General features: G+C 61.7%; 18 protein-coding genes and 1 pseudogene. 7 read left to right on the forward strand and 12 right to left on the reverse strand.

The window, feature by feature from the left end; all coding sequences use genetic code 11:
• Position 1: 1 nt before the first annotated feature.
• Both modA and MHY22_RS02640 read right to left on the reverse strand, forming a co-directional pair.
• Complete coding sequence (gene modA, locus MHY22_RS02635) at positions 2-766, reverse strand: molybdate ABC transporter substrate-binding protein (protein ID WP_239277949.1); 765 nt, start codon at positions 764-766, stop codon at positions 2-4.
• 67 nt (positions 767-833) lie between these two features.
• The gene (locus tag MHY22_RS02640; protein WP_239277950.1) at positions 834-1094 is read right to left on the reverse strand and encodes a DUF2249 domain-containing protein; all 261 of its coding nucleotides are present in this window, start codon (positions 1092-1094) and stop codon (positions 834-836) included.
• A 66-nt stretch (positions 1095-1160) separates the two neighbouring features.
• Between MHY22_RS02640 and MHY22_RS02645 the strand changes: the two genes are divergently transcribed.
• From MHY22_RS02645 to MHY22_RS02665, 4 genes and pseudogenes are all read left to right on the forward strand, one after another.
• A complete protein-coding gene (locus MHY22_RS02645) occupies positions 1161-2240 on the forward strand; it encodes a hypothetical protein (RefSeq protein ID WP_239277952.1) in 1080 nt (359 codons plus the stop codon).
• Positions 2227-3405: a beta-carotene 15,15'-monooxygenase gene (locus MHY22_RS02650; RefSeq protein ID WP_239277953.1), complete on the forward strand. Its 1179-nt coding sequence runs from the start codon at positions 2227-2229 to the stop codon at positions 3403-3405. Before MHY22_RS02645 ends, MHY22_RS02650 begins: the two co-directional genes overlap by 14 nt.
• Positions 3406-4773 (forward strand): multicopper oxidase domain-containing protein, encoded by a 1368-nt coding sequence (locus MHY22_RS02655; protein ID WP_239277954.1) that lies wholly within the window; start codon positions 3406-3408, stop codon positions 4771-4773.
• A 470-nt stretch (positions 4774-5243) separates the two neighbouring features.
• Positions 5244-6504: pseudogene (locus MHY22_RS02665) on the forward strand (IS3 family transposase).
• Between the two features lie 68 nt (positions 6505-6572).
• On the opposite strand, the gene narI reads toward MHY22_RS02665, so the two are convergent.
• Genes narI through MHY22_RS02690 form a run of 5 tightly spaced genes read right to left on the reverse strand, consistent with a single transcriptional unit; the run spans position 6573 to position 14860 of the window.
• Positions 6573-7352, reverse strand: coding sequence for a respiratory nitrate reductase subunit gamma (gene narI / locus MHY22_RS02670; protein ID WP_239277955.1), 780 nt, complete (start codon positions 7350-7352; stop codon positions 6573-6575).
• 9 nt (positions 7353-7361) lie between these two features.
• Positions 7362-8183, reverse strand: coding sequence for a nitrate reductase molybdenum cofactor assembly chaperone (gene narJ, locus MHY22_RS02675; protein ID WP_239277956.1), 822 nt, complete (start codon positions 8181-8183; stop codon positions 7362-7364).
• 8 nt (positions 8184-8191) lie between these two features.
• Complete coding sequence (narH, locus tag MHY22_RS02680; protein WP_239277957.1) at positions 8192-9784, reverse strand: nitrate reductase subunit beta; 1593 nt, start codon at positions 9782-9784, stop codon at positions 8192-8194.
• Positions 9784-13521, reverse strand: a complete 3738-nt coding sequence (locus MHY22_RS02685) for a nitrate reductase subunit alpha (RefSeq protein WP_239277958.1) — start codon at positions 13519-13521, stop codon at positions 9784-9786. The genes narH and MHY22_RS02685 overlap by 1 nt, the downstream gene beginning before the upstream one ends.
• A 13-nt stretch (positions 13522-13534) precedes the next feature.
• The gene (locus MHY22_RS02690) at positions 13535-14860 is read right to left on the reverse strand and encodes a NarK/NasA family nitrate transporter (RefSeq protein WP_239277959.1); all 1326 of its coding nucleotides are present in this window, start codon (positions 14858-14860) and stop codon (positions 13535-13537) included.
• A 226-nt stretch (positions 14861-15086) separates the two neighbouring features.
• Here MHY22_RS02690 and MHY22_RS02695 point away from each other — a divergent pair, with 226 nt between their 5' ends.
• The gene (locus tag MHY22_RS02695; RefSeq protein WP_239277960.1) at positions 15087-15563 is read left to right on the forward strand and encodes a molybdopterin-binding protein; all 477 of its coding nucleotides are present in this window, start codon (positions 15087-15089) and stop codon (positions 15561-15563) included.
• A 207-nt stretch (positions 15564-15770) separates the two neighbouring features.
• On the opposite strand, the gene MHY22_RS02700 is transcribed toward MHY22_RS02695, so the two are convergent.
• The 5 genes from MHY22_RS02700 to MHY22_RS02720 all read right to left on the reverse strand — a co-directional run bounded on the left by MHY22_RS02700 (position 15771) and on the right by MHY22_RS02720 (position 21017).
• Complete coding sequence (locus tag MHY22_RS02700; protein ID WP_239277961.1) at positions 15771-16358, reverse strand: molybdenum cofactor guanylyltransferase; 588 nt, start codon at positions 16356-16358, stop codon at positions 15771-15773.
• Positions 16358-16837: a cyclic pyranopterin monophosphate synthase MoaC gene (moaC, locus tag MHY22_RS02705; protein WP_239272908.1), complete on the reverse strand. Its 480-nt coding sequence runs from the start codon at positions 16835-16837 to the stop codon at positions 16358-16360. Before moaC ends, MHY22_RS02700 begins: the two co-directional genes overlap by 1 nt.
• A 9-nt stretch (positions 16838-16846) precedes the next feature.
• Positions 16847-18046: a molybdopterin molybdotransferase MoeA gene (locus MHY22_RS02710; protein ID WP_239277962.1), complete on the reverse strand. Its 1200-nt coding sequence runs from the start codon at positions 18044-18046 to the stop codon at positions 16847-16849.
• Between the two features lie 10 nt (positions 18047-18056).
• Positions 18057-19169: a GTP 3',8-cyclase MoaA gene (gene moaA, locus MHY22_RS02715; protein ID WP_239277964.1), complete on the reverse strand. Its 1113-nt coding sequence runs from the start codon at positions 19167-19169 to the stop codon at positions 18057-18059.
• Positions 19170-19235: 66 nt separating this feature from the next.
• On the reverse strand, positions 19236-21017 hold the full coding sequence (locus MHY22_RS02720) for a long-chain fatty-acid--CoA ligase (RefSeq protein WP_239277966.1): 1782 nt from the start codon (positions 21015-21017) through the stop codon (positions 19236-19238).
• Between the two features lie 355 nt (positions 21018-21372).
• On the opposite strand from MHY22_RS02720, the gene rho reads away from it, so the two are divergent.
• Positions 21373-23175 carry a transcription termination factor Rho gene (rho, locus tag MHY22_RS02725; protein ID WP_239277967.1) on the forward strand — a complete coding sequence of 601 codons (1803 nt, stop codon included), beginning with the start codon at positions 21373-21375 and terminating at the stop codon, positions 23173-23175.
• Positions 23168-24244: a peptide chain release factor 1 gene (prfA, locus tag MHY22_RS02730; RefSeq protein ID WP_239228092.1), complete on the forward strand. Its 1077-nt coding sequence runs from the start codon at positions 23168-23170 to the stop codon at positions 24242-24244. Before rho ends, prfA begins: the two co-directional genes overlap by 8 nt.
• Positions 24245-24248 lie beyond the last annotated feature (4 nt).

A 24248-nucleotide genomic window follows, 5' to 3' on the forward strand; every position in this document is an offset into this window, starting at 1 on the left:
ACTACTCCGCCGGGTTAAAGCCGCGGTCGCGCCAGGTGGACGCAAAGTCGCCGCTCAAGATATCGAGCACCGCGCGAGCCTGGTCGGGGTGGGATGCTTCTGCGGTAACGGCGCCCACAATCTGGTTAGAGAATTTCTCCGCGCCAGGAATGTCAATCACCTCAACATCGTCGCCGGCCGCGGCGGCGTCGGTGGAATAGACCCATCCAGCATCCGCCTCGCCCGAGGCAACCTTTCCTAAAACGTCGGCCACCTGGCGCTCCTGGGAGGAAGGGTGGACGTCCAGGTGCTTATCGTCGATGATCCGGGAGGAGATATCGCCACAGGGAACTTGGGGATCGCAAAGCACGAAGTGGTGGGAGTGGCGGAGATCCTCCACTGACTGGATTCCCGCCGGGTTGCCCTTGGGTACAACCATGACCATGACATTGGTGGCAAGCACCTCGGGCGTGGCAACCGTGCCATCCTGCACCGCCTTATCCATGGTCTTTTTCGATGCCGTGAGGAGAAGATCGGCCGGGGCGCCTTCGCGCAGCTTGCTTACCAAATCGGAGGAGCCGCCATTTTCAAAGTTTAGATTTACCGGCGGCGCGAGCTGGCTTGCGCGGCGGGTAAGTTCGTCATTGATGACGCGGGTGGAAGACGCCGCTAGGACATTAAGCGTGGGAGCATCCGCGTCCTGGGCGGAGGTCGTTGACGTTGGGGGAGCGCAGGCCGCTAGGGCGAATGCGAGGGCGGCGAGGAGTGCGGCGGCGCGCTTCTTCATCTGCGGAGGGCTCCTTCTACAGCGGAGGGTGTGACCTATCCAGGATAGCCCTCCGCCCCGCGCGGGTTTAGCTCACGCGGGTGAACTTGATGTGGAAGTCGCTTTCTTCTTCCTTGAGGTAGTCCAGCTCGAAGTCCTCCTCGCGAGCCTCGACCTCCTTGAGCAGTGGAATTGGATTATGCGGGGCGATGAGGATCATGGACTCGCCCACGTTGAGGGTGCCCAGCGCGCCGTGGATGGCGCCGTGGCGAACGGCGTGCGGAATTTCGGAGGCGTTAAGGGTCGGGATGGAGTGCGGCTTATTAGCATCAGAGATGGGCAGTTGCATAGCGAGTGGTCCTTTCTTAAGGGGTGCGAGTTTCGCTCTGTTACCAATATTAGTACGATAAAACCCGTGCAAAATAATAGCGTGGCACATCGCCTCATCTTCCTCGCCTTCGCAGGCCTATCGCTGCTGGTAGGCCTGGCTGCGGGCGCCACCCTATTGGGGCTGACCGCCACCCCTGGCTCCTCCTTCGCCGCCGACCACGGACCGCTCATGGTCTTCGGTTTCGTGGGCGGAGCCATCGGCCTTGAGCGCACCGTTGCCGTGCGCACCTCCTGGGCATGGGCCGGGCCGGCGTGCCACGTCGCCGGCGTGCTGGGCATTCTCGCCGGCCTGCCGCGGGCGCTCCCGGCCGTGTGTTTTGCCGCCAGTTTTCTCGTCCTTGGCTTCATTTATGCCACCATCTATAGCCATCAGGCGAGCCTTGCGATCTTGGTGCAGGCAGCCGGAGTTATCGGGGGAATAGCAGCAGCTGCCCTGTGGGCCATGGGTCCGGGGTTCACCGCGGCGATGCCGTTGTGCGTCCTCTACGCCGTGGCCACCATCATCGGCGAGCGCATGGAACTAGCGCGCGTCACCATGGCCGGAACCCGCGCCGAAAACCACCTCACCCTTCTGGTTCTGGGGCTGGCGGCGGTCAGCGTCATCTACGTGCTTGCCCCTGCGGTGGGCTATCGCGCCATGGGCGTGGTGCTCATCGCCATCGCTGCGGCCACCGCGCGGGTAGACGTGGCCAAGAATCTGGTGCGCTCGCACGGCCTGCCGCGCTACTCGGCGGCGTGCATGTTGGCCGGCTACGGCTGGCTCGCCCTCGGCGGTTACCTCTGGCTGCTATACGGACAGTCCACCGGCTTTGCCTATGATGCCTCCGTGCACGCCATCTTCTTGGGCTTTGTCATGTCCATGATTTTTGCGCACGCTCCCATCATCTTCACCTCCGTTATCCGCCGCCGTTTGCCGTATCGCCCGGTGCTCTATGTGCCGGTGGCGCTCTTACATGGCGGCCTCGCGCTGCGCATTCTTGCCGATTGCGCCGAGCACACCTCGGCCCTCCACACCGGCGGGGTGGTTACGATATTCGCAGTGTTAATTTTTCTCGCTTGCGGCATTGCCTTGACTGCGAAGGAGGCGCGACGTGCGCATTCATGACGTATCCCTGGCCGCGCGCGGCCGCTGGCATACCCTGAGCGCCGCCATTATCGGTTTGTGGATCTTTACCGGCCTCGGCCTGCTCATCGCTGGCTCCCTGGGTGCTCCGGTGGTGTGGTGGGATATCATCCATCCCTTCACCATTGGTGCGCTGACCACGGCAATCATCGTCTTTTCCACTCACTTCACCGAGGCCTTGACCCGGACTGCGGGCGGGGACTATCGGGGCGTCGGCAGTCGCGTGGGCCTAGTGCAGCTCGGGCTTATCTTGCTGCTCATTGATAGGGCGGGGTATGACTGGGGCCCGCTTGCCGACGCCGCCTCTGCCCTCATCATCACCGCCCTCACCTGGCACCTGTGGTTCATCGCGCGGCGCCTACGCGGCTCATTGTCTGGTTCTTTTGCCGTGACCGTGCCCTTTTATATCGCGGCGGCTGTGTTCATGATTGCCTCCGTGGTGCTTGTCATCCTCAGCGGTAATGGGGTAGGCGAGTACTCCCTCCTCGTCGGCGCCCACTCGCGCGGCATGGTCTGGGGCTTCGCGTGGCTTACCGTCATCGGCACGGTGGTCACGTTGCTCCCCACGCTATCGGCCACGGCGATTTCGCCCACCGCTCGCGCGCGGTGTACTCGCGCGCTCATCGTGCACTGCGTTGGTCTGTCCCTGGCAATGGCGCTGTACGCGGTGGGCCTTACCCGCGCCGCAGGCATGGCCCAACTGCTTGTGGTCCTGGCGGCGGTGCTCATTATCCAGCCGGTGCTTGCCACCGTTATGGGTCGCTCGCCGCGGCTGACCACCGCCACCGTGGCCGTTATCGCCGGACTGCTGTGGATGCTGGCGCTGTGTGCCGGTGACGCTATTTCCGCAGCGGTGGGTGCCTACCCGCGCACCATCACGCTGGTTTTGTTGCCCGCCTTCCTCGGTGCTGGCCTCTTGCAGTTGGTCACCGGGGTCCTGCACCACTTGCTACCGATCCTTACCGGCGCGCGTCCTAATACCGCGGAGCGCACCGGCTACGCCCGTCTGCTGCTCATCAACGTGGGCGGACTGCTGACATTGCTGGGCGCTACCGTGGCCGGGCTTATCATGATGGGGATAGGCCTTGCCGCCAACGTTATCGCCGTCGGCCGAGCCATCTACCTTAAGAAAAGACTGGAGAGTTAAATGCTGAGCGTTTCTTCCTCACAACCTGCGGACAAACCCGCACCCAAAGATTCCTCCTGGGCCTCGTGGCTGCTCATCGGCATCGCGCTGGCGGCGGTCATCGCGCTCGCGGTGGTCAATTCCACTGGTAAGGGTTCGGAGTCCGCAGCACCGGTATCCTCTGGCGAAACGCAGACCGTTGACGTGGGCGTAGACGGCATGGCCTTTACCCCCTCGTCCATCGATATCGAGCCCGGCACCCACCTGGTGGTCAACTTCACCAACTCCGGCGACCAAGTCCATGACTTAAAGATTGGCGACGCCGAAACCGGCCGCGTCGACCCCGGCGAGACCGTCCAACTCGACGCCGGAGTCATCGACTCCTCCGAGGAAGGCTATTGCACCATCGCCGGCCACAAGATGCAGGGCATGACCTTCCAGGTCAACGTGGGAGACGGGGCCGCTGCAGGACATGACCATGCGGTGTCTTCTGCTAGCAACCCGCACGTAGACGTGCCAACCGCCGCCGAACTCGGCGCGCAACGCGACGATTTTTCCGCCTTCGACGCCTCTTTGCAGCCGGCCGCTGAGACGAAGACGCACAAAGAGACCTGGACGATGACCGAGGAAGTCGTGGAGGTTGCCCCCGGCATCAAGCAGATGCGCTGGCTCTTCAATGGTCAAGCTCCTGGTCCCACCCTGCGTGGCAAGGTGGGCGATAAGTTCGAAATCACCATCAAGAACGAGGGCTCCATGGCCCACTCCATTGATTTCCACGCCGGCGAGGTCAACCCAGATAAGACCATGAAATCCATCCAGCCGGGCGAGGAATTGACCTACAAGTTCACCGCAAATCGCTCCGGCATCTGGATGTATCACTGCTCCACTATGCCCATGTCCCTTCACATCGCCAACGGCATGGCCGGCAATGTCATCATCGATCCGCCGGACCTCAAGCCCGTTGACGCGGAGTATAACTTCATGGCTACCGACATCTTCCTCGGCGAGGAATCCACCGGCGCCGACGCCCAGCGCGTTGCCGACGGCCGCTTCGACCTGATGGCCTTCAATTACTACCCTGGCCAATACGATGCAGAGCCCATCAAGGCCAAGGTAGGCGATACCGTCCGCCTGTGGCTGACCAACCTAGGCCCCGACCAGCCGCTGAGCTTCCATGTTGTAGGCGAACAATTCGATACCGCCTACAAGGAAGGCGCCTACCTCATCAAGAATGAGGACTCGACCGGCTCGCAAGCCCTGGACCTCCTCCCGGCGCAAGGAGGATTCGTCGAGATGACCTTCAACGAGCCCGGTACTTATTCCTTTGTCAATCACATCATGACTAACGCGGAGAAGGGCCAGCACGGCAAGTTCATCGTCACCGAGTAGCCCTCCCGCGGTTCGGCCCTCTCGCCCCTCCCGCCCTTCGCGCTCACCAGCGACCGTTCTTGGTCATATTTGATGCCCACCGTGAGCGTGAAGGGCGGGTTTTCGTATTCGTCCACCCCTCGCGCTCACCGGGGAGACAGTTTCGCGCTTGCTGCGGCTCCCGGTGAGCGCGAAGGACGGGGGAAGCGGAGACTTCTCCCTTGGCGCTCACGGGCGGAGGCGGTGGGCTCGATCAGCGGCTGCCGGTGAGCGCGAACGGCGGGGAGATGGGGAGGGCGAGGGCGCGAGGGGAGGGTATGAGAAAACCGCCGCGGGTCCCGTGAGTGAACTGCTCCCCATTAGTTGGACTGAGAAATCAGTTGCCAACAACTAGTGGGGAGCATTTTCTTTGAGAGCACGTAGTTCGCTGAGTGAAGTTCAGCGTGAGCAGTTAGTGGAGCTTTTCGAGCAGGGAATGGGTTGCCGAGCCGCTGCTCGTGTTGTCGGTGTCTCGAGAGACGCAACGCGTAGACTTTATCGCCGTTTCCAACTGCGTGGCAGACTATGTCTCGTGGAGAAACCAAACAAGCAGCACTACTCCTTCGAGGCGAAGAAGGAAGTTGTAGAACGTCATCTTGCGGGTGAGTCGATGATGGATCTTGCCCGAGAGTTCAATCTTTCATCCGACCACCTCGTCAAGGACTGGGTGGCTAAGTGGCGCAGAGGCGGCGACGAGGCTCTGCGCCCGAAGCCGAAGGGCAGGCCCAAAGGATCGGCTGCGCCGAAACGCCTCACGGAAGAGGAAAAGCTTCGCCGCCAGGTTGAGCGGCTGGAAGCGGAAAACGCCTACTTAAAAAAATTGCGAGACTTGAGGAACCAGGGACACGCCTGAAAGCCCAGGCAATCGTCATCCTCAAGTCACACCACCGCTTGGACTACCTCCTGGATGCGGCCGGCATGGCACGCTCGACATTCTTCTACCACCAAAAACGACTCACCGCACCGGATAAACATGCCGAGCTCAAACAAGCGATCCGGGACAGTTTTCAGCGCAACAAACACCGCTACGGCTACCGGCGGGTACTGCTCGACCTGCGTAACCAGGGCTGGGTGGTCAACCACAAACTTGTCTACAAGCTCATGCGCGCCATGGGCTTGAAAGCCAAGATCCGCCAGCGCAGGCCCTACATCTCCTACACTGGCACAATCAGCTACATCGCTGAGAACACACTCGAGCGCAACTTCACCCCCGATAGGCTCAACACTGTCTTCGTCAGCGACGTCACCGAGTTCAAAGTCGCTGGCCGCAAGGTGTATCTCTCACCGGTGATGGACCTGTTCGACCGCTCAATCGTCGCCCACACAGTGGCCACATCGCCGTCTACGGCGTTTACCTCGGCTTCGTTGGCGCAGGCGATCAAAGCGTGTGCTCCAGAGCCGGGCTGGATGATCCACACCGATCAAGGATTCCAATACAAGCACTCATCATGGCGCACCCTGATTAGCCAGCACCAGGGAGTCCAATCGATGTCACGCAAAGGCAACTGCTACGACAACGCGGTCATGGAGAACTTCTTCGGCCACCTGAAAACCGAGATGTACCACGGAGAAGCCTTCGACACCGTCGCAGAGTTCAACCAGGCCATCGACGAGTACATCCGGTGGTACAACACCGAACGCATCCAACAACGACTCAAGGGTCTAACCCCGATGCAATATCGAAATCAGACCCTTGAAGCCCTAACCGCCTAGAATTAAACCAGTCCAACTTTCGGGGGCCAGTTCAGAGACGGCGCGGCGGCTTAATGTGAGGGGTTTAGTTAGGCTCCGTGTCCCGGAGTTTCGCCCTCGAGCTGCTTACGGTTGGAGCGGATGGGCTCCCACGCGGTATTAGAACGCATCGGGGTGGTGCGATTATCGCGGGAGCGGTATACCACGTACGGGCGGGTGACGTAACCAACCGGTGCAGAGAAGGCATGCACGAGGCGGGTAAAAGGCCATACCGCGATGATGGTGAAGCCCGCGAGGACGTGGACCTTGAACTGCCACGGGGCATCGGCCATGAGCTCCGGCTGAATATTGAAGATGAGCAGCTGGCGCAGCCACGGCGAGATGGTCTCACGGTAGTCGTAGCCGCCGGTACCGGCGACGTCGAAAAGCTGCAGCGTAAAGGTGGCAAAGGAACCAGAAATCAGTGCCAAGGCCAGGAAGACGTACATGACCTTGTCCGAGGTGGAGGTGGACAAGAATACCGAGCGGTTCTTCAGGCGGCGGTAGAGCAGGCCGGCGAAGCCGAGGAGGACGGCCAGAGCGGCGATGGAACCTGGGATGGTGGCCAGCAGGTGGTAGGCGTGATCGCTGATACCGACAGCGCGAGTCCAGGACTTGGGGAATGCCAAGCCCATGAGGTGGCCGATGATGACGAAGACCATGCCCCAGTGGAAGAGCGGGGAAGACAAGCGCAACAGCTTGGACTCATAGATTTGGGAGGAGTGGGTGGTCCAGCCGAACTGGTCGGAGCGCCACCGCCAGAAGATGCCGACGATGAAAGCGGCGATGGCCAGCCACGGGAACGCACCCCAGAGGAAGTTATCAAACATAGTGTGTCCTTAGACGAGGTCAGGTTGGGTGGTGGGGAAGGGAAGGTCGGCGATGCCCACCATCTCGGCAGGCGGGCCGGTGCGGATGAGGTCCACGTACTTTTGGGCGGTATCGGTGTCGATCTCCGGCAAAGCTTTGCACAGCGCGACGACCAGGCTGATATAGGGCGAACCTACGTGAGACAGTGCGGCGCGCAGCACCTCGATGCCTTCGCGGTAGCTGGCAACGAGCTCGACGGCGCGGTCATGTTCGGCGCCCTCGGTCATGGCCAGCGCCTCCAGGACTACGCAGAGGTGATCCGGCAGTTCGTCGTCCGAAATATGGAAACCGAGAGACTCCAGTTGCTCGCGGAAGGACAAGATGGCCATGCCGCGCTGGCGGGTATCGCCCACCGCGAAATAGGACAGGTACAGCGAGCAGCGGCGACGCTGATCGAAGGTTTCCACATAGTGTTCTTCGAGCCCGCGCGGGCCCACGCTGCGCGCCCACTCGGCGAAGTCCACGAAATCGCTGGCGATGGCCAGCGGCAACTGATCCACCTGCTCCTCCACGATGGCCAAGCGGTCCATAATGTCCGCGCCGGGGTAGTCCAGCAGGACGGAGACGGCCATGGCCACGATGCGGCGTTGGTCCTCCGTAACGTCCACAGGCGTGACGAACTCGTGCGGTACTTTGCCGGTATGGGTGCGCAGCGTCTTTTCGACGTCCTTGGCGCCGCCCATCGTGCCAATGCCGGCTGGGGTGCCAAAGCCGGCGACGGCGTCGTCGGCAAGCGCGGGCTTAGGCTTGAGCGTAGCCTGGCGTTTGCGGAGCTTATCCAGAATATTCATGGTTGCTCCTAGTCCTTGGGTGGGAACATCGCATCGGGGCGGTCACCGGTCCACGACAGCAGCGACACCTTGCCCTGCGGCGCGGAACTGTGGGTGCAGGCCTCGGGGGCGCCCATGCCCAGGTCGTGGAAGACGTCCTCGGACGCTTGAGCAGGGTCGACGTCGCCGAAGGGATCCAGGTTCGCGATGCCGCGGGGTGTTTCCGGAGAGGCAGTCGGGATGACGTAGCGGTCATCGTATTTGGCAATAGCCAGCAGGCGGTACATAGCCTCAATGTCTTTGCCAGTCATGCCCACGGCTTGGGCGATCTCCACCTGCGGCTTATTGCCCAGGTTGATATCGCGCATATAGGAGCGCATGGCGACGAGGCGGCGCAGGGACTTTTCTACCGGCACGGTATCGCCGGCGGTGAAAAGGCCGGCGAGGTATTCCAGTGGAATGCGCATATTCGACAGCGCGGAGAAGAGGATCTTGTGGTCCTCGCCGTCGTTGCCGGTGGCGGTCACCTTGTCCACGATGGGGGACAGCGGCGGGATGTACCAGACCATCGGCAGGGTGCGGTACTCCGGGTGCAGCGGCAGGGCCACGCCGTACTTGAAGATGAGGTCGTAGATGGGGGACTGCTGTGCAGCGTCGATCCAGGAGTGCGGGATTCCCTCGGCCTCGGCGGCGCGAACGACCTCCGGGTCATGCGGATCGAGCATGATGGACTTCTGTGCCTCGAAGAGATCCTGCTCGTTCTCGGTAGCGGCGGCCTCGGCTACGCGGTCGGCGTCGTAGAGAATGACGCCGAGATAGCGCAGGCGGCCCACACAGGTCTCGGAGCACACGGTAGGCTGGCCCACCTCGAGGCGCGGGTAGCACAGGGTGCACTTTTCGGCCTTGCCGGTCTTGTGGTTGAAGTAGACCTTCTTATAGGGGCAGCCAGAGACGCACATGCGCCAGCCGCGGCAGCGGTCTTGGTCAACAAGCACGATGCCGTCTTCGGTGCGCTTATACATCGCGCCGGACGGACAGGAAGATACGCAGGTGGGGTTCATGCAGTGCTCGCAAATGCGCGGCAGGTAGAACATGAACGAGTCCTCGATTTCCTTTTTAACCTCGAGGTTCATCTCATGCAGGACTGGGTCACTATCCAAGGTGGCGGTGGATCCACCCAGGTTATCGTCCCAGTTGGAAGACCACTCGATCTTGTTGATATCGCGACCATCGATTTGGGATACCGGCTTGGCCGTGGGCTGGGTCTTTTGCCCGGCCTCAGCGCCCATGAGATCTTCGTACTGGTAGGTCCACGGCTCGTAGTAGTCCTGGATGGTGGGCAGGTTCGGGTTATGGAAGAGGGCGGCCAGCTTCTTCAGGCGGCCTCCCGCTTTCGGCTTGAGCTTGCCGGATTTGGTGCGCTCCCAGCCGCCCTTCCACTTTTCCTGGTCCTCCCAGGTGCGTGGGTAGCCAACGCCGGGGCGGGTCTCGACGTTATTGAACCAGATATATTCGGTGCCTTCGCGGTTGGTCCATGCCTGCTTGCAGGTGACCGAACAAGTGTGGCAGCCGATGCACTTGTCCAGATTCATAATCATGGAGATTTGGGCCATGACCTTCATTAGTAGGAAACCTCCTGGGAACGGCGGCGAACGCGGGTGACCTCATCGCGGTTATTGCCGGTGGGGCCGATGTAGTTGAAGTGGTAGGTCAGCTGGCCGTAGCCGCCAGCAATGTGGACCGGTTTGATGGAAATACGCGTTAGCGAGTTGTGGGTGCCGCCGCGGCGGCCGGTGTGCTCATTGAGCGGGGTGCCGACGGTGCGCTCTTGTGCGTGGTTGCACAGCATCGTGCCCTCCGGAATGCGGTGGGAGACGATGGCACGTGCGGAGACAACGCCATTGCGGTTATACACCTCGACCCAGTCGTTATCGGCCACGCCAATCTTCTCGGCATCTTTATTGGACATCCAGACCACCTGGCCACCGCGGGAGATGGATAGCACGTGCAGGTTGTCAAAGTACTGCGAGTGGATGGACCATTTATTGTGCGTGGTCAAGTAGCGCAGGGTGACTTCGGCTTCGCCGCGGTCGTTGCGCAGGGTCTCGCCTGGGGCAAACTCGCCGTGCATGTGTACGTGATCCAACGGTGGGCGGAAAATAGGCAGGGATTCGCCGTAGTCCATGTACCAATCGTGGTCGATGTAGTACTGCATACGGCCGGTGAGCGTGTGCCAGGGCTTTTCGAACTCGACGTTGATGGAAAAAGCGGTGTAGCGGCGCTTATTGCGCTTATCCGCGGTCCATTCTGGCGAGGTAATGACTTCCTTCGGCCGCTCCTTGATGTCATCCCAGGTGATGCGCACATCCTCATCGGCGGTGCCCAGCGGGGTGAGGTCTTTGCCCGTGCGGGAAGACAGGTATTCAAAGCCTTGCTTGGCTAGCTCGCCATTGGATACACCCGAAAGGTGCAAAATGGCGTCGATGACCTTGGCGTCCTTGCTCAGGTCCACCAGTTCGCCCATGGAAGTTTCAGAGGTGCCACAGATGAGCTCAAGCTCCTTGACCTGCTTTTCCACGTTGAACTTCGTGCCATGGACTCCGGTGCCCAGCTTGGCCGGCAGCGGGCCCAGGTGCGCCCACTTCTCATAAATCTTGGTGTAGTCACGCTCCACCACATGCAGCTTCGGCATGGTGACACCAGGGATGAGCCCCTGCTTATCGACGTCCGGCACCACACCGTTGGGCATTCCTAGCTCATCCGGGGTGTCATGGTGGCTGGGCTGGGTGATGACATCGCGCTGCACGCCGAGCCACTTGGTGGCTTTATCAGAAAGCGCAGCTGCAAGATCGCGGAAGACCTCGTAGTCAGAGCGCGCCTCCCACGGCGGGTTAATGGCCGCATTGAAGGAGTGCAGGTACGGGTGCATATCCGTCGAGGACATATCGTGCTTTTCGTACCAGGTAGCGGCCGGGAAGATGAGATCCGATACCAGCGTGGTGGAGGTATTGCGGAAGTCCGTGGTCATCATGAGGTCGAGCTTGCCCTTAGGTGCTTCATCGACCCACTTGATGGTGCGCGGGCGATCCTCTGGGGCGAGCTCTTCTGCGGTGGCGTCGGAGTCGATGCCAAGGAGGTGGCGGAGGAAGAACTCCGTGCCCTTCGCCGAGGAACCCAGCAGGTTGGTGCGCCAATTAAGCAGGATGCGCGGCCAGTTCTCTTCTGCAGACGGGTTGTCATACGAGAATTCGAGGCGGCCGCTTTCTAGCTCTTGGACGACGTAGTCATTGATGTCCATGCCGGCTTCCTCGGCCTCGTCAGCGAGGAAGAGCGAGTTGCGGTTGAACTGCGGGTAGGCTGGCATCCAGCCGCGGCGCATGGCCTCGGCCATGGTGTCCGAGACCATCTTATCGCCGATGGAATCGCGCGAGGCCAGGGGCGATCCCAAGTGCGAGGCGCGCGAATTATCGTAGCGATACTGCTCGGTGGCGAAGTAGTAAAAGCCGGTGGTGATCATGTGGCGCGGCGGACGCTGCCAGTCCGTCGCCATCGCCCATTGGGTCCAGCCATTGACGGGTCGGAGTTTCTCCTGGCCCACATAGTGCGCCCAGCCGCCGCCGTTGACGCCCTGGGTGCCGCACATAGAGGTCAGCGCCAGGAAGGTGCGGTAGATGGTATCGGCGTGGAAGTAGTGGTTGACGCCAGCGCCCATGATGATTTGGGAGCGGCCCTGGGAATCCGCGGCATTCTGTGCAAACTCGCGGCCAATGCGGATGGCGGCATCCGCCGGAACGCCGGTAAGTTCTTCCTGCCAGGCAGGGGTGCCGACCTCGCTGGCGTCGTGGAAGTCCTTCGGCCATGAGCCCGGCAAGTTGAGGTCGGCGCGGTTGACGCCATAGTGGGCAAGCATGATGTCGAAGACGGTGGTGACCAGTTTGCCATCTACCTCGCGCACCGGCACGCCGCGGTGGACGACGCCCGCGCCAATCGGCTTGCCGGTTCCCACATCTTCCGGATTCGTGTCCAAGTCGAAACGCGGGAAGAGCACCTCGGCGGTGTCGAAGCGGTCGGTCTCTGCGATGGACATGACCGGATCCGCGTTATCGAGCGCGAGGTTCCACTTGGAAGATTCGTTATCCCAGCGGTCAGCCACGGTGCCGCCTGGGTCGACGACGCGACCGTCTTCCTCCATCACGAGGCCACGGTGAGTGGAATTGGGGGTGGAGTTGAGGGAGGCGTCGGCAAGCTGGGCAGCGGTGAGGAACTTGCCCGGGGTGTATGTGCCGTCGCCGTGGTCATCGAGGGCGACGAGGAACGGTGAATCGGTGAACTTGCGCATATAGTTCAGGAAGTACGGTTCCTGGCGGTCCACATGGAAGGTCTTGAGAATGACGTGGCCCATGGCAAAGGCGAGGGCGGCATCAGTGCCCGGCTCGATGCGGGCCCACTCATCGGCGAACTTGGTGTTATCCGCGAAGTCAGGTGAGACCACCACTACCTTGGTGCCCTTATAGCGGGACTCGACCATAAAGTGTGCATCCGGGGTACGGGTGACAGGGATGTTGGAGCCCCACATCATCAGGTAGGACGAGTTGTACCAGTCACCGGATTCCGGAACATCGGTCTGATCGCCAAAGGTCTGCGGGGATGCCGGCGGCAGGTCGGCGTACCAATCGTAGAAGGACAGGGCGACGCCGCCAATGGACTGCAAGAAACGCATGCCCGCGCCATAAGAAATCTGGGACATCGCCGGAATCACGGTGAAGCCATTGATGCGGTCAGGGCCGTACTTGCGGATGGTGTACACGTGCGCGGCCGAGGCAATGTCAATGGCCTCTTCATAGGAGATGCGGATGAGCCCGCCCTTGCCGCGCTGGGAGATATAGGCCTGGCGCTTTTCCGGATCCTCCTGGATCGCGCGCCACGCCAAGACGGAGTCTCCGTGCTTGGCCTTTTCCTCGCGGAACATGTCTACCAGTACGCCGCGGGCATACGGGTAGCGCACACGAGTGGGCGAGTAGGTGTACCACGAAAAGGATGCGCCACGAGGACAGCCGCGTGGCTCGTACTCTGGCATGTCATTGCCAGTGGTGGGGTAGTCCACTGCCTGGGATTCCCAGGTGATGACGCCATCTTTGACGTAGACCTTCCACGAACATGAACCGGTGCAGTTCACGCCGTGGGTAGAGCGCACCATCTTGTCGAACGCCCAGCGGTTGCGGTAAAAGACATCCGCCTGGCGCCCGCCCTTGAGGAAGAGTTGCTGGCCAGAGTCAGTGGCTTCGCCCTTGCGCAGGTAGGCGCCGAGCTTGAACAACGGATTCAGTTTGCCGTTTTCGGGGGAGACGTGAGTAGTCAAAGGGTGCTCCTAATTAGCCTGGGAACGGTGCATTGGGGCGGGCGTAGTAAATCCACACCAGGACGGTGGTGATTGCGAAGTAGACAACGCAGCCCCAGAAGAACACGGCTGGTGCCATCATGGATAGCAGTACGCCGACGACGAAGGGGCCGAATGCGCCGATGGCGCCGGTCCAGCCGATGACGCCACCAGCTTGGCGCTTCGGCAAAATCATGGGCATCTGCTTGAAAGTGCCGGCATTGCCGAGACCGGTAAAGAAGAACATGATGAGCATGGAACCCAAGAACCACCAGAACTCATCCGGGCTGGACGGGTTCAAGAACAGCGCGGATACGGCGGTAAAGACGGTCATGCCAAGGCAGCCGATGAAGGTCCAGATAGCGCCACCGTACTTATCGCACAGCGGTCCCCAGAGTGCACGAACTAGCGCACCGATAAGTGGTCCAAGGAAGGCATAAGCCGCGCCATTCGGCAGGTCATCGAAGCTGCCGGCAAACGACGATCCCTCGCCAAAAGTCTGGTTGATAAGCAGCGCCATCTGCGCGGCGAAGCCAGAGAATGCACCGAAGGTCATGAAGTAGACAATCGTGAGAATCCAGGTGTTCTTATTGCCAAAGATATCGATCTGCTGGCGGAAGTTGGCCTTAACAGGCACGTCCTTGAGCAGCATCCATGCCAGGATGGCGCCGACGATAGCCCACGGCACGAGGAAGATAGCTGGATTGTGGACGAAAATATCGCCCTTATCGGTGCGCTGCGGGGCCACCATGCCTACGCCGAGCAGGGTAAAGCCCATCAGCCACGGGGCAACCAGCTGGATGAAAGAGATACCGAAGTTACCAATGCCGGCCTGGATGCCCAACGCGGTGCCAGACAGGCGCTTGGGGAAGAAGTAGCCGGTCGAGGGCATGAATCCGGAAAAGACGCCGCCGCCGATGCCGGAAATGAAGGACAGTACTAGCAGCCACCAGTACGGGGTGGATGTATCCTGCACTGCAAAGAACCAGCCCAGCATCGGGATGATAAACAAGAGCGAGGAGAAAAAGACCAGCTTGCGCGTGCCAATCATCGGGGGCAAGAACATGAAGATGAGGCGGAAGATACCGCAGGCCAGGCCCGCAATTGCTGTCAGCCAGTAGAGCTGACCCTTGGAGATATCGAAGCCGATTTGGTTTAGCTGCGGTGCAATCGCGGATACGAGGTACCACGTGGCGAAGCCAATGATGAGAACGAAGGTAGAAATCCAGAGAGTCCGCCAGGCAATTTTGGAGTCCCAGTGCTCGGAATCTTCTGGATCCCAGCCTTGGATGACTTTGCCTGAGGTATCGAGAGTAGTCATGAGTTCCTCACAAGTCGTAGGTCTGTGACTCGTAATCTACCTGCAGCTAAGCTGTGGGGAGTAAAATAAACCGGAAAACACCGTTTTAATTACGGCATATTGATGTTGCGTAATTCTGGCCCCGAATGGTCATTGCAGGTTAGCCCGCCGCGTAGTATTGGATTGCGTGCATGACTACGGTTTGTGAATTTTGTCACCGTGAGATGGGGGAGAGAAGTAGACAAATATGGAACGGACAAGCGTTAGCATAATTCTTAGTTCCGATCGCGTGCTGTCCGGGGAAAAATCGGGCAAGGCGGGGGAACGCGCGCGGGAGATGTGTGAAGAATTTTCCGCTTCTGTACGGGCGGTTGAGGTCGTCCCAGAAGGCGCCGAGCCTGTGGAGTCTGCGCTGAAGGCTGCTCTTTGTGCAGGCAGCGACGTTATTGTCATCATCGGCGGCACGGGCCTCGGCCGTACCAACTTCACCCCGGAAGTGACCCAGAAGTATATCTCGGCCCGATTGCACGGTCTGGAGACGCAAGTGCTTTTGCGCGGCCTAGAGTCCTCGGCGAAGGCGGGGCTTTCGCGAGGAATTATCGGGATGACCTCGCACGGTGGAGGCAGCCTTGTGGTCAATACCGCATCCTCAGTTGGGGCGGTGGAGGACGCCCTCGGGGTGGTTCTGCCTCTCCTGCCGGACATCTTCAAGTCCTGCCGATAGCTGCGTCGACCTCGCCCTTGGCGCTCACCAGCGACCGTTCTTGGTCGCATTTCATGTCCACCGTGAGCGTGAAGGGAGGGTTTCTGTGTTCGTCCACCCCTCGCGCTCACTGGGGCGGCGATTTCGCGTTTGCTGCGGCTCCCAGTGAGCGCGAAGGGCGGGGAGGCGGTTATTTCTCCCTTGGCGGTCACCGGCGGAAGCGGTGGGCTAAGTCAGCGGCTGCCGGTGAGCGCGAAGGGCGGTGGGCCGAGGCAACGCAGGAACCTCGCGCAGCTCCGCACGGGTGTCGTAGTCGCGTTCGGCGCCGGTGCCGGGAATCTCGATGAAATTGGCGCCACGGATGAGGCGGCGGACGGAGACGTTCCGAGTCGTAGGAAGGGATTCGAGCTGAGCGTGGAGCGCGGGAGCGCGCCAGAGGGAACACAGCGGCTGGAGGTAGCCGTCGGCGGCGCGGGTGAGTACGGCATCGGCTGTGGAAGAGACGAGGGCCGAGCGCAGACAGGGAAGCAGTAGCGGCGAATCGGGGGCATCCACGGCGAAGAGGGCGAGTTCGGAGCAGTGGGATAACGCCTGGGCGCCGGCCGCGATGCCGGCGACGGGACCACCGTAGAGCGGTGACTCGCATACCTGGGGCACGCCGAGGCGATGTGGGGAGACGGCCACGGTCGGGGTGCCGTAGGGAAGCTGGGCGAGCAGGCGGTCGATAAAGCGCGTGCCGTGGACAAAAAGGGAGGCCTTATCGGCGCCGCCCATGCGCCTGCCGTGGCCGCCGGCGAGGATGACCGCGCCGAGCATTAGGACTCCGGGAGGGTGCGGGACCAGTCCCCGGAGCGGCCACCGGATTTCGCCACGATTCCGCAGCGGCGGATATACGCGGAGCGGTCCACGCCCTTGACCATGTCGATGATGGCGAGCGCGGAAACGTTCACGGCCGTCAGCGCCTCCATTTCCACGCCGGTGCGGTCGGCGGTGCGGACGGTGGCGGAGATGGCAACGTGGTCATCGGCAAGCGTGAGCTCCACTGCACAGCCGTGTACGCCGATGGTGTGTGCCAAGGGAAGTAGCTCGGGGACCTTCTTGGCGGCCGAAATGCCGGCGATGCGGGCGACGGCGAGGACATCGCCCTTGGGTACGGTGCCATCGCGCAGCGCGGTCATGACCTCGGGTGAGCAGGCGACCTCGCCCTCCGCAGTGGCAGTGCGCACGGTGGGCTGCTTCTCGGTGACGTCGACCATGTAGGCGGCGCCGTCAGAGTTCAGGTGGGTAAATTCCATGGTTGCTCCTTAACACAAATAAACGGTGATGTCCTCGCCCACGGCCGGCGGCTCGGAGTCGATGAGGCAAAAGCCATTGCTGCCGGCCAGCGACACGATGCGGTGACTGCCGTGGGGCAGGTGCGAGGTGATGGCGGGCGCTGCCTGAAAGTCTACGGTGACGGGAACAATGGTCGGCCGTCCGCGGGAGGTGGGAAGGGGCGAATCCACCCGGGCGCGCAGGTTGACTCGCTGGTGTGGCGCGGGGTGTCCGGACAGTGCGGCGATAAGGGGACGGGCATAGAGCTGAAAATCGACGAAGGCTGCCACAGGGTTTCCGGGCAAGCACAGAACCGGGGCGTCATCCCACAGGGAGTAGCCCTGCGGGGCACCCGGGCGCTGGTCGACGTGCCCGAACCACGCGGAATCCGTGCGCCCAAGTACGGTGTGGACGACGTCGAAGGCGCCGGCTGATACGCCACCTGAGGTGATGACGAGGTCGTGGGACGGGGCTAGCTCATCTAGTGCAGAGGCTAGGTCCGCAGGGGCATCGCCCACATGGACGTGTGTATCTGCGCCACAGAGAGCGGCGAGCATCGGGCCATTGGAATCCGGTAGTTGGCCGGGGGCGAGCTCTACTGGGGAAGGGACGAGTTCTTCGCCGGAAGAAATGACCGCGATGCGCGGGCGCCGGTAGGCCGCGACGGAATATACGCCGGCGGAGGTGAGGGCGGCGATGACGGCGGCATCGATAAGCGTGCCGGCGGTGGCGACTGGCGCGCCGGGCTGGATGTCCTCGCCGGCGGGGCGGATATGCGACTTGGCGGGGGCCTCCGTGATGGTGACCTCGTCCGGAAGTGCTACGGGGCCGGCCGGGGTGGTGGTGTTTTCGACTGGGACGACGAGCATCCCTGCGGTATCGGCCACGGGGGCGCCGGTCATGATGCGGACGGCGTGGCCGGCGGGCACATCGATGGGAGCCGCGCCGGCCGGTACATCGCCGGCGACGGGGAGGGTCCACGGTGCGGAGGAAGAAAGATCCGCGGCATGGACGAGGAAGCCATCCATCGCTGAATTGGCATGGGGTGGCACGGGAAAGCGCGCGGTGGCGTCGGCGGCGAGGATGCGGCCGATGAGGGAGGCATCGACTGGTGCGGACTCGGCCGGTGGCGTGGAAGCCAGCGCGAGTACGGCGTCGAGGTGCGCGGAGATGCTGCGGGGCGTGGACATAAGACTCAGGTTAGCCGCCGATGGCGGACATCGGGCGGTCTGGTTGGAGAAAGCCCTCGTCGTCGATGCCGTGACCGGGCTTTTTGGTCCACATTTCCCCGGCCCAAGCCTCCATGATGTCCTCATCGCTCGCGCCGGAGCGCAGCAGGTCTCGCAGTGGGGTTTCGGAATTGCCAAAGAGGCAATTGCGAATGGCGCCGTCGGTAGTAAGGCGGGTGCGGTCGCAATCGCCGCAGAAGGGGTGGGTGACCGAGGCAATGATGCCCAGCGTGCCGCGCGTGCCGTCCGGAGCGCTGACCTCCCACAGGGCGGCGGGGGCGGAACCGCGTGGTTCGCGTGCCGGCGCCGTAGAAAAGTGGGTGCGCAGGCGGGCGAGGATATCCTCGGCCGTGACCATGTCCTCGCGGCGCCACTGCTCGCGGGGACCAAGCGGCATCTGCTCGATGAAGCGGAGCTGGGCGCCGTGGTGGACGGCATAGTCCGCCAGTGGAACGATGTCTTCTTCGTTGACCCCGGGCATGACTACGGCGTTGATCTTGATGGGATGCAGGCCCGCGGCATCCGCGGCGGCGATGGCCTGCAACACGTGGTCGAGCCGATCGCGGCGGGTGAGCGCGGCGTAGCGCTCACGGTCGATGGTGTCGAGCGAAATATTGATGCGGTCGAGCCCGGCCGCGGCGAGGGCGCCGGCGCGCTTTTCTAGGCCAAGCCCGTTGGTGGTCAGCGCGGTGGATGGGGAGCGGCCCTGGTCGGTGCGCAGCTGTTTGGTCGCAGCAATAATTTTCTCCAGCGACTTGCGCAGCAGGGGCTCGCCGCCGGTAAAGCGCACCTGGCGGATGCCCAGCTTGCCGACGCCTATCCGGATCAGCCGGATGGTTTCCTCATCGCTTAAGGTTTGCTCTGTGGGCATCCACTCCAAGCCTTCGGCCGGCATGCAATAGGTGCAGCGCAGGTTGCAGCGATCCGTCAGCGAGACGCGCAGGTCACGGGCCTGGCGTCCATAGCGATCCACCAGTGCGCGCGTGCCATCAGCGGCCGGTGCAGGCAGATCCGCCGGCGGTTTCGCCCGGCCCACGGTAGGCAGGGGCAGGGAAACCACGGGTTGCTGGGAGGAAGAGGTCATTGGTGCCAGTCTAGGAGAGGGGACGAGGTACACCAAGCTGCAACGGCTACTGACGCGAATTTATTCCTAGTTTTCCCGGCTTAAATCGGCGGCGTTGGTGGCATCGAGGCGCTGGGATTCGCCTGGGCCCTTGAGCCGGATGATGTTGTACTCGCCCTCTGCCAGGTGGGCGCGCAAATCTTTCTTATCGAACTTGCCCACGGAGGTCTTATCGATGGACTTCACAAAGGTCCAATACTCTGGCAGCATCCAGCTCGGCAGTTCCTTGCGCATGCTGGCGCGCAGGCGCTCCGCGGTCTCGATGGTGGGCGAGGCGCCCTCGGCCAATACTGTGACGGCGAGTGGGCGCTCGACCCACTGCTTATCGGGGTAGCCAATCACGGCGGCCTCGACGACAAGCTCGTCAGACATGATGAGGTTTTCTAGCTGCACGGAATAGATCCATTCGCCGCCGGAGCGAATGACATCGCGGGCGCGGTCCTCCACGGTAAGGAAGCCGTCCTTGGTAACTGAGCCGACGTCGCCAGTGCGCAGCCAGCCATCGGCGGTGAACTTATCCTCCGCGGCCTCGACTTGCTTGCCGCGGAATTCGGAGGCGATTTCGCCCGGCTCAGCGGTGGGCGAGTGGTAGTAGGAACCGGTGACCAGGTTGCCGCGCACCTGCAGCTCGCCGGCGTTGCGGTCGGTGCGGGCGACAACTTGCCCGTCGTTGACCACGCGGTATTCCAGTGAGGCGGGGATGCGTCCTTGGGATACGCGGTAGGCCCAGCGGGTATCGCCGGAGGCGCCCTGGGGCGGGCGGGCAACGCTGCCCACGGTGGAGGTTTCCACCATGCCCCACACGTGGACCACATCGACGCCGTAGCGCTCCTCCCACATCTTGATCAGCATCGGCGGGACGGGGGAGCCGCCGGCGTAGATCTCGGTGAGCGTCATGCGCTCTGGTGGATGGTGCATGTAGTGGACAAAGAGCTGAATCCAAATGGTGGGCACGCCGTGTGCCACGCGCGGAGAGGTAGCGGCGATGGCTTTGGCAAGGGTGGGGGCGGACACGTCGGCGTCGGGAAGCACCAGCGGGGTGCCCGTCATGAAACAGGTGAAGGGAACGCCCCAGCTGAGCACGTGGCAGATGGGAATGCAGCACAGGAAGGTCTCGCCGTGGGTAATGCACAGCGAGTCCGAGGAACGCAGCTGCATGGCCTCCAAGTAGAGAGACCGGTGCGAATACAAAACTCCCTTGGGGGCACCCGTGGTGCCCGTGGAATAGCACAGCGCCGCGGCCGTGCGCTCATCTAGTTCGGGCCAGTCATAGACAGTTGAGCGGCCGTCAATAAGAGCTTCATAGGAATAGACCTCAACCCCGCGGGGGAAAAGGTGGGCAAACTGCTGCGCTGGTTGGGCGCCGGTGATGATGACGCTTCCCACGGAGTTGGTGCCCACGAGCACCTTGCCCAGCTGTTGCGCCAGGCGGGGATCGCAGACGATGGCGGAGATTTCCGCGTGGTTAATAATGTGGCGAATCTGGTCATTCATCAGCTGCTTATTCAGCGGGGCAAAAATTGCGCCCTTGCAGGCGGTGCCGAACATTACCTCCAAATGCTCGGCGCAATTCCACATAAAGCTGCCCACGCGCTCATCGCTGGTGATGCCCAATTCATCGTGAATGGCGTGGGCGAACGCGGCGGCGCGGGCAGCGATATCGCGGAAGGTAACTTCCTCGGCCGGATCGAATTCCGAGCCGGTGCCCTCACCGTGCCAGGTGGTAACCGTGGTGTCCCCGTGCACCGAGGCGCCGTATTCCAGAATGCGGGTCAGGGAGAGGGGGATATCCATCATCGTGGAAAGCATGCCTCTACTGTAGCGGTGTCATGGTGCGGGCGTTGCGTCCTATGCGTTATACTTGTTCGCGACTGGTAGGAAACTGGAAAGTTTTAGCTCCCCTTTCCTATGCATTCGGGCCCAGAGAAGTATTTTTGCCCGCAGTCGTTTCTTGATTTCTTCCGGTTCGTGCACTCGCTGTGCGAAGTCTCCATAAGGACACGGAAGAGGCCTCATACTTATTGCCCGGCAGGACGCGCATGCGCCTTGGCACGAGGGCGAGAAGTCCTAGAAAAATACACATTGGCTTCCAGTGCAACGCCGCGAGCAAAGGCTGCGGCGGCTCCCGCATAATCGGACCTGGTCAAGCAACGAAAGGATATCCGTGAGCGAAACGGACAACACCGCAGCACAGGATCTTGCATCCCTGAAGCTGCCGGAATTGCGCAAAATGGCCGCAGAGCGCGGCCTACGTGGTGTCTCTGCCCTGCGCAAGGGGGATCTCATCACCGCCATCAAGACCGGAAAGGTTCCGCCTAAGGCCAAGGCCAAGGTGGAAAAGGCCGCTCAGGTAGAAAAGGCGGACAAGGCAGAGAAGCCTGAGAAGGCGGAAAAGCAGGAAGAATCCCGCGAGAAGCAGGAAAACCGCCAGCAGGGCTCTGGCGAGGAGCAGCGCTATGAGTCGCGCTCCCAGGCCCGCCGCGCTCGCCGCAACCGCGCCCGCCGCCAAGAGCGTCAGGAGCGTCAGGAACGGCAAGAGCGTGAGGAGCGTAACCGCAACGAGGAGCAGGGCGGCACTAAGGACAACCGCGACAATAACTCCCAGGACGGCTCCGATAATCAGGGCGAGAAGAATGACCGCGGCGATAATAAGCAGCGCGGCAATCGCCACGAGGACAACAATAACCACGAGCGCGGCAACCGCCGTGGGCGCCGCAACCGCCGCAACCGCCGCGGCCGCGGAAATAATAATGACAATAACGGCGGCAACGATTTGCAGGTCCGCGAGGGCGATGAGCTGCAGGCCGTCGGCGGCATCTTGGATGTCGTAGACAATAATGTCGCCTTCCTGCGCACCACGGGCTACCGCGCCGCGGCTTCCGACGTCTTTGTGAACAACGGCATCGTCCGCCGCTTGGGCCTGCGCTCTGGTGACGCCATCACTGGCCAGGTCAAGGTCTCCGGCCCGACGCATACGCACGGCAATGGCCGCAACCGTCGCAAGTACAACCAGCTGGTACAGGTCGATACCGTCAACGGCATCGATCCGGAAGGCGCAAAGCAGCGCCCGCACTTTAATAAGCTCACCCCGCTGTATCCGAATAAGCGCTTGCGTTTGGAAACGGATCCGAAGATCCTCACCACCCGCGTCATTGATCTCATCATGCCGATTGGTAAGGGCCAGCGCGCGCTTATCGTCTCCCCGCCAAAGGCTGGTAAGACGACGATTCTGCAGAATATCGCCAACGCGATTTCTACCAATAACCCGGAGTGCTACCTCATGGTCGTTCTCGTAGACGAGCGCCCTGAGGAAGTTACGGACATGCAGCGCTCCGTCAACGGTGAGGTTATTGCCTCCACCTTTGACCGCCCGCCATCAGAGCACACCTCCGTGGCAGAGCTGGCTATCGAACGCGCCAAGCGCCTGGTGGAGCAAGGCAAGGACGTCGTGGTTCTGCTGGATTCCATTACCCGCTTGGGTCGCGCTTATAACAATTCCTCCCCGGCTTCTGGCCGCATTCTCTCCGGCGGCGTGGACTCTAACGCGCTCTACCCGCCAAAGCGCTTCCTGGGTGCCGCCCGCAATATCGAAGAGGGCGGTTCGCTGACGATTATCGCCACCGCCATGGTGGAGACCGGCTCTACCGGCGATACCGTCATCTTCGAGGAATTCAAGGGCACGGGCAACGCCGAGCTGAAGCTGGACCGTGGCATCTCTGAGCGCCGCGTCTTCCCAGCCGTGGACGTTAACCCGTCCGGTACTCGTAAGGACGAGCTGCTGCTCGTACCAGAGGAAGCACGCATCATGACCAAGCTGCGTCGCATCCTCTCCGCCCTGGATTCCCACCAGGCCATTGACCTGCTCATTAAGCAGCTGAAGAAGACCCGCTCCAATGGCGAGTTCTTGATGCAGGTGGCCTCCTCGGCCCCGATGGCTGCGGATAAGGATGAAGAAGATTATGTCTAATCAGGTTTCACTCGTTGATGACATCGTGTCCGAGTACCAGGGCATTGAGATGCAGATGGCCGATCCGGAAGTAGCCGGCGACCAGAAGCAATTCCGCAAGCTCTCCAAGCGCTACGCGGAGCTGCGACCCATCATCATGGTCAATGATGAGCTCACCCAGGCGCGCGAGGATCTCGCCGATGCCAAGGAGATGGCCTATGAGGACCATGACTTCCAGGAGGAAGCGGACCGGCTAGAAAAGTCCGTGGAGAACTTGGAAGAAAAGCTCGCTGACCTGCTCGCGCCGCGCGATGAGCAGGATTCCGAGGACATCATTATGGAAATCAAGGCCGGCGCGGGCGGCGAAGAAGCAGCCCTCTTTGCCGGTGACTTGGCCCGCATGTACGAGCGCTATGCGGATAAGACGGGCTTTAATTGGGAGGTCTTGGGCCTCAATGAGTCCGATCTGGGCGGCGTGAAGGATATGACCATTTCCTTCCGCTCCAAGTCCCCGTCGCGCGATGGTGCATGGTCCGTATTCAAGTTTGAGGGCGGCGTGCACCGCGTACAGCGCGTTCCGGTCACTGAGTCCCAGGGCCGCATCCAGACCTCTGCCGCCGGCGTGCTGGTCTACCCGGAGCCGGAAGAGGTCGAGTCCGTCAATATCGATGACAAGGATATTCGCGTCGACGTTTACCGCTCTTCCGGTAAGGGCGGTCAGGGCGTGAACACCACCGACTCCGCGGTGCGTATAACCCACCTGCCCACTGGGCTTATCGTGACCTGCCAGAAGGAGCGTTCCCAGATTCAAAACAAGGCGCGTGCGCTGCAGGTCCTGCAGGCCCGCCTGGATCAGATGGAGCGCGAGGCCCGCGAGGCTGAGGCCGGCGAGCAGCGCGCCTCCCAGGTGCGCACCATGGACCGTTCCGAGCGCATCCGCACCTATAACTGGCCGGAAAACCGCATCACGGATCATCGCATTGGTTACAAGGCCAATAACTTGGATTCTGTGTTGAATGGCGACATGCATGACCTTATTAAGGCCCTGCAGGACCAAGAGCGTGCCGAGCGCCTCGAGGCCGAAGGTTAAACCA

Source organism: Corynebacterium sp. ACRPO (genome assembly GCF_022347205.1).
Lineage (GTDB): Bacteria > Actinomycetota > Actinomycetes > Mycobacteriales > Mycobacteriaceae > Corynebacterium.

Coding starts and splice junctions, on each gene's coding strand:
- modA (WP_239277949.1), bottom strand. CDS start 766: ATGAAGAAGCGCGCCGCCGCACTCCTCGCCGCCCTCGCATTCGCCCTA.
- MHY22_RS02640 (WP_239277950.1), bottom strand. CDS start 1,094: ATGCAACTGCCCATCTCTGATGCTAATAAGCCGCACTCCATCCCGACC.
- MHY22_RS02655 (WP_239277954.1), top strand. CDS start 3,406: ATGCTGAGCGTTTCTTCCTCACAACCTGCGGACAAACCCGCACCCAAA.
- narI (WP_239277955.1), bottom strand. CDS start 7,352: ATGTTTGATAACTTCCTCTGGGGTGCGTTCCCGTGGCTGGCCATCGCC.
- narJ (WP_239277956.1), bottom strand. CDS start 8,183: ATGAATATTCTGGATAAGCTCCGCAAACGCCAGGCTACGCTCAAGCCT.
- narH (WP_239277957.1), bottom strand. CDS start 9,784: ATGAAGGTCATGGCCCAAATCTCCATGATTATGAATCTGGACAAGTGC.
- MHY22_RS02690 (WP_239277959.1), bottom strand. CDS start 14,860: ATGACTACTCTCGATACCTCAGGCAAAGTCATCCAAGGCTGGGATCCA.
- MHY22_RS02695 (WP_239277960.1), top strand. CDS start 15,087: ATGGAACGGACAAGCGTTAGCATAATTCTTAGTTCCGATCGCGTGCTG.
- MHY22_RS02700 (WP_239277961.1), bottom strand. CDS start 16,358: ATGCTCGGCGCGGTCATCCTCGCCGGCGGCCACGGCAGGCGCATGGGC.
- moaC (WP_239272908.1), bottom strand. CDS start 16,837: ATGGAATTTACCCACCTGAACTCTGACGGCGCCGCCTACATGGTCGAC.
- MHY22_RS02710 (WP_239277962.1), bottom strand. CDS start 18,046: ATGTCCACGCCCCGCAGCATCTCCGCGCACCTCGACGCCGTACTCGCG.
- moaA (WP_239277964.1), bottom strand. CDS start 19,169: ATGACCTCTTCCTCCCAGCAACCCGTGGTTTCCCTGCCCCTGCCTACC.
- MHY22_RS02720 (WP_239277966.1), bottom strand. CDS start 21,017: ATGCTTTCCACGATGATGGATATCCCCCTCTCCCTGACCCGCATTCTG.
- prfA (WP_239228092.1), top strand. CDS start 23,168: ATGTCTAATCAGGTTTCACTCGTTGATGACATCGTGTCCGAGTACCAG.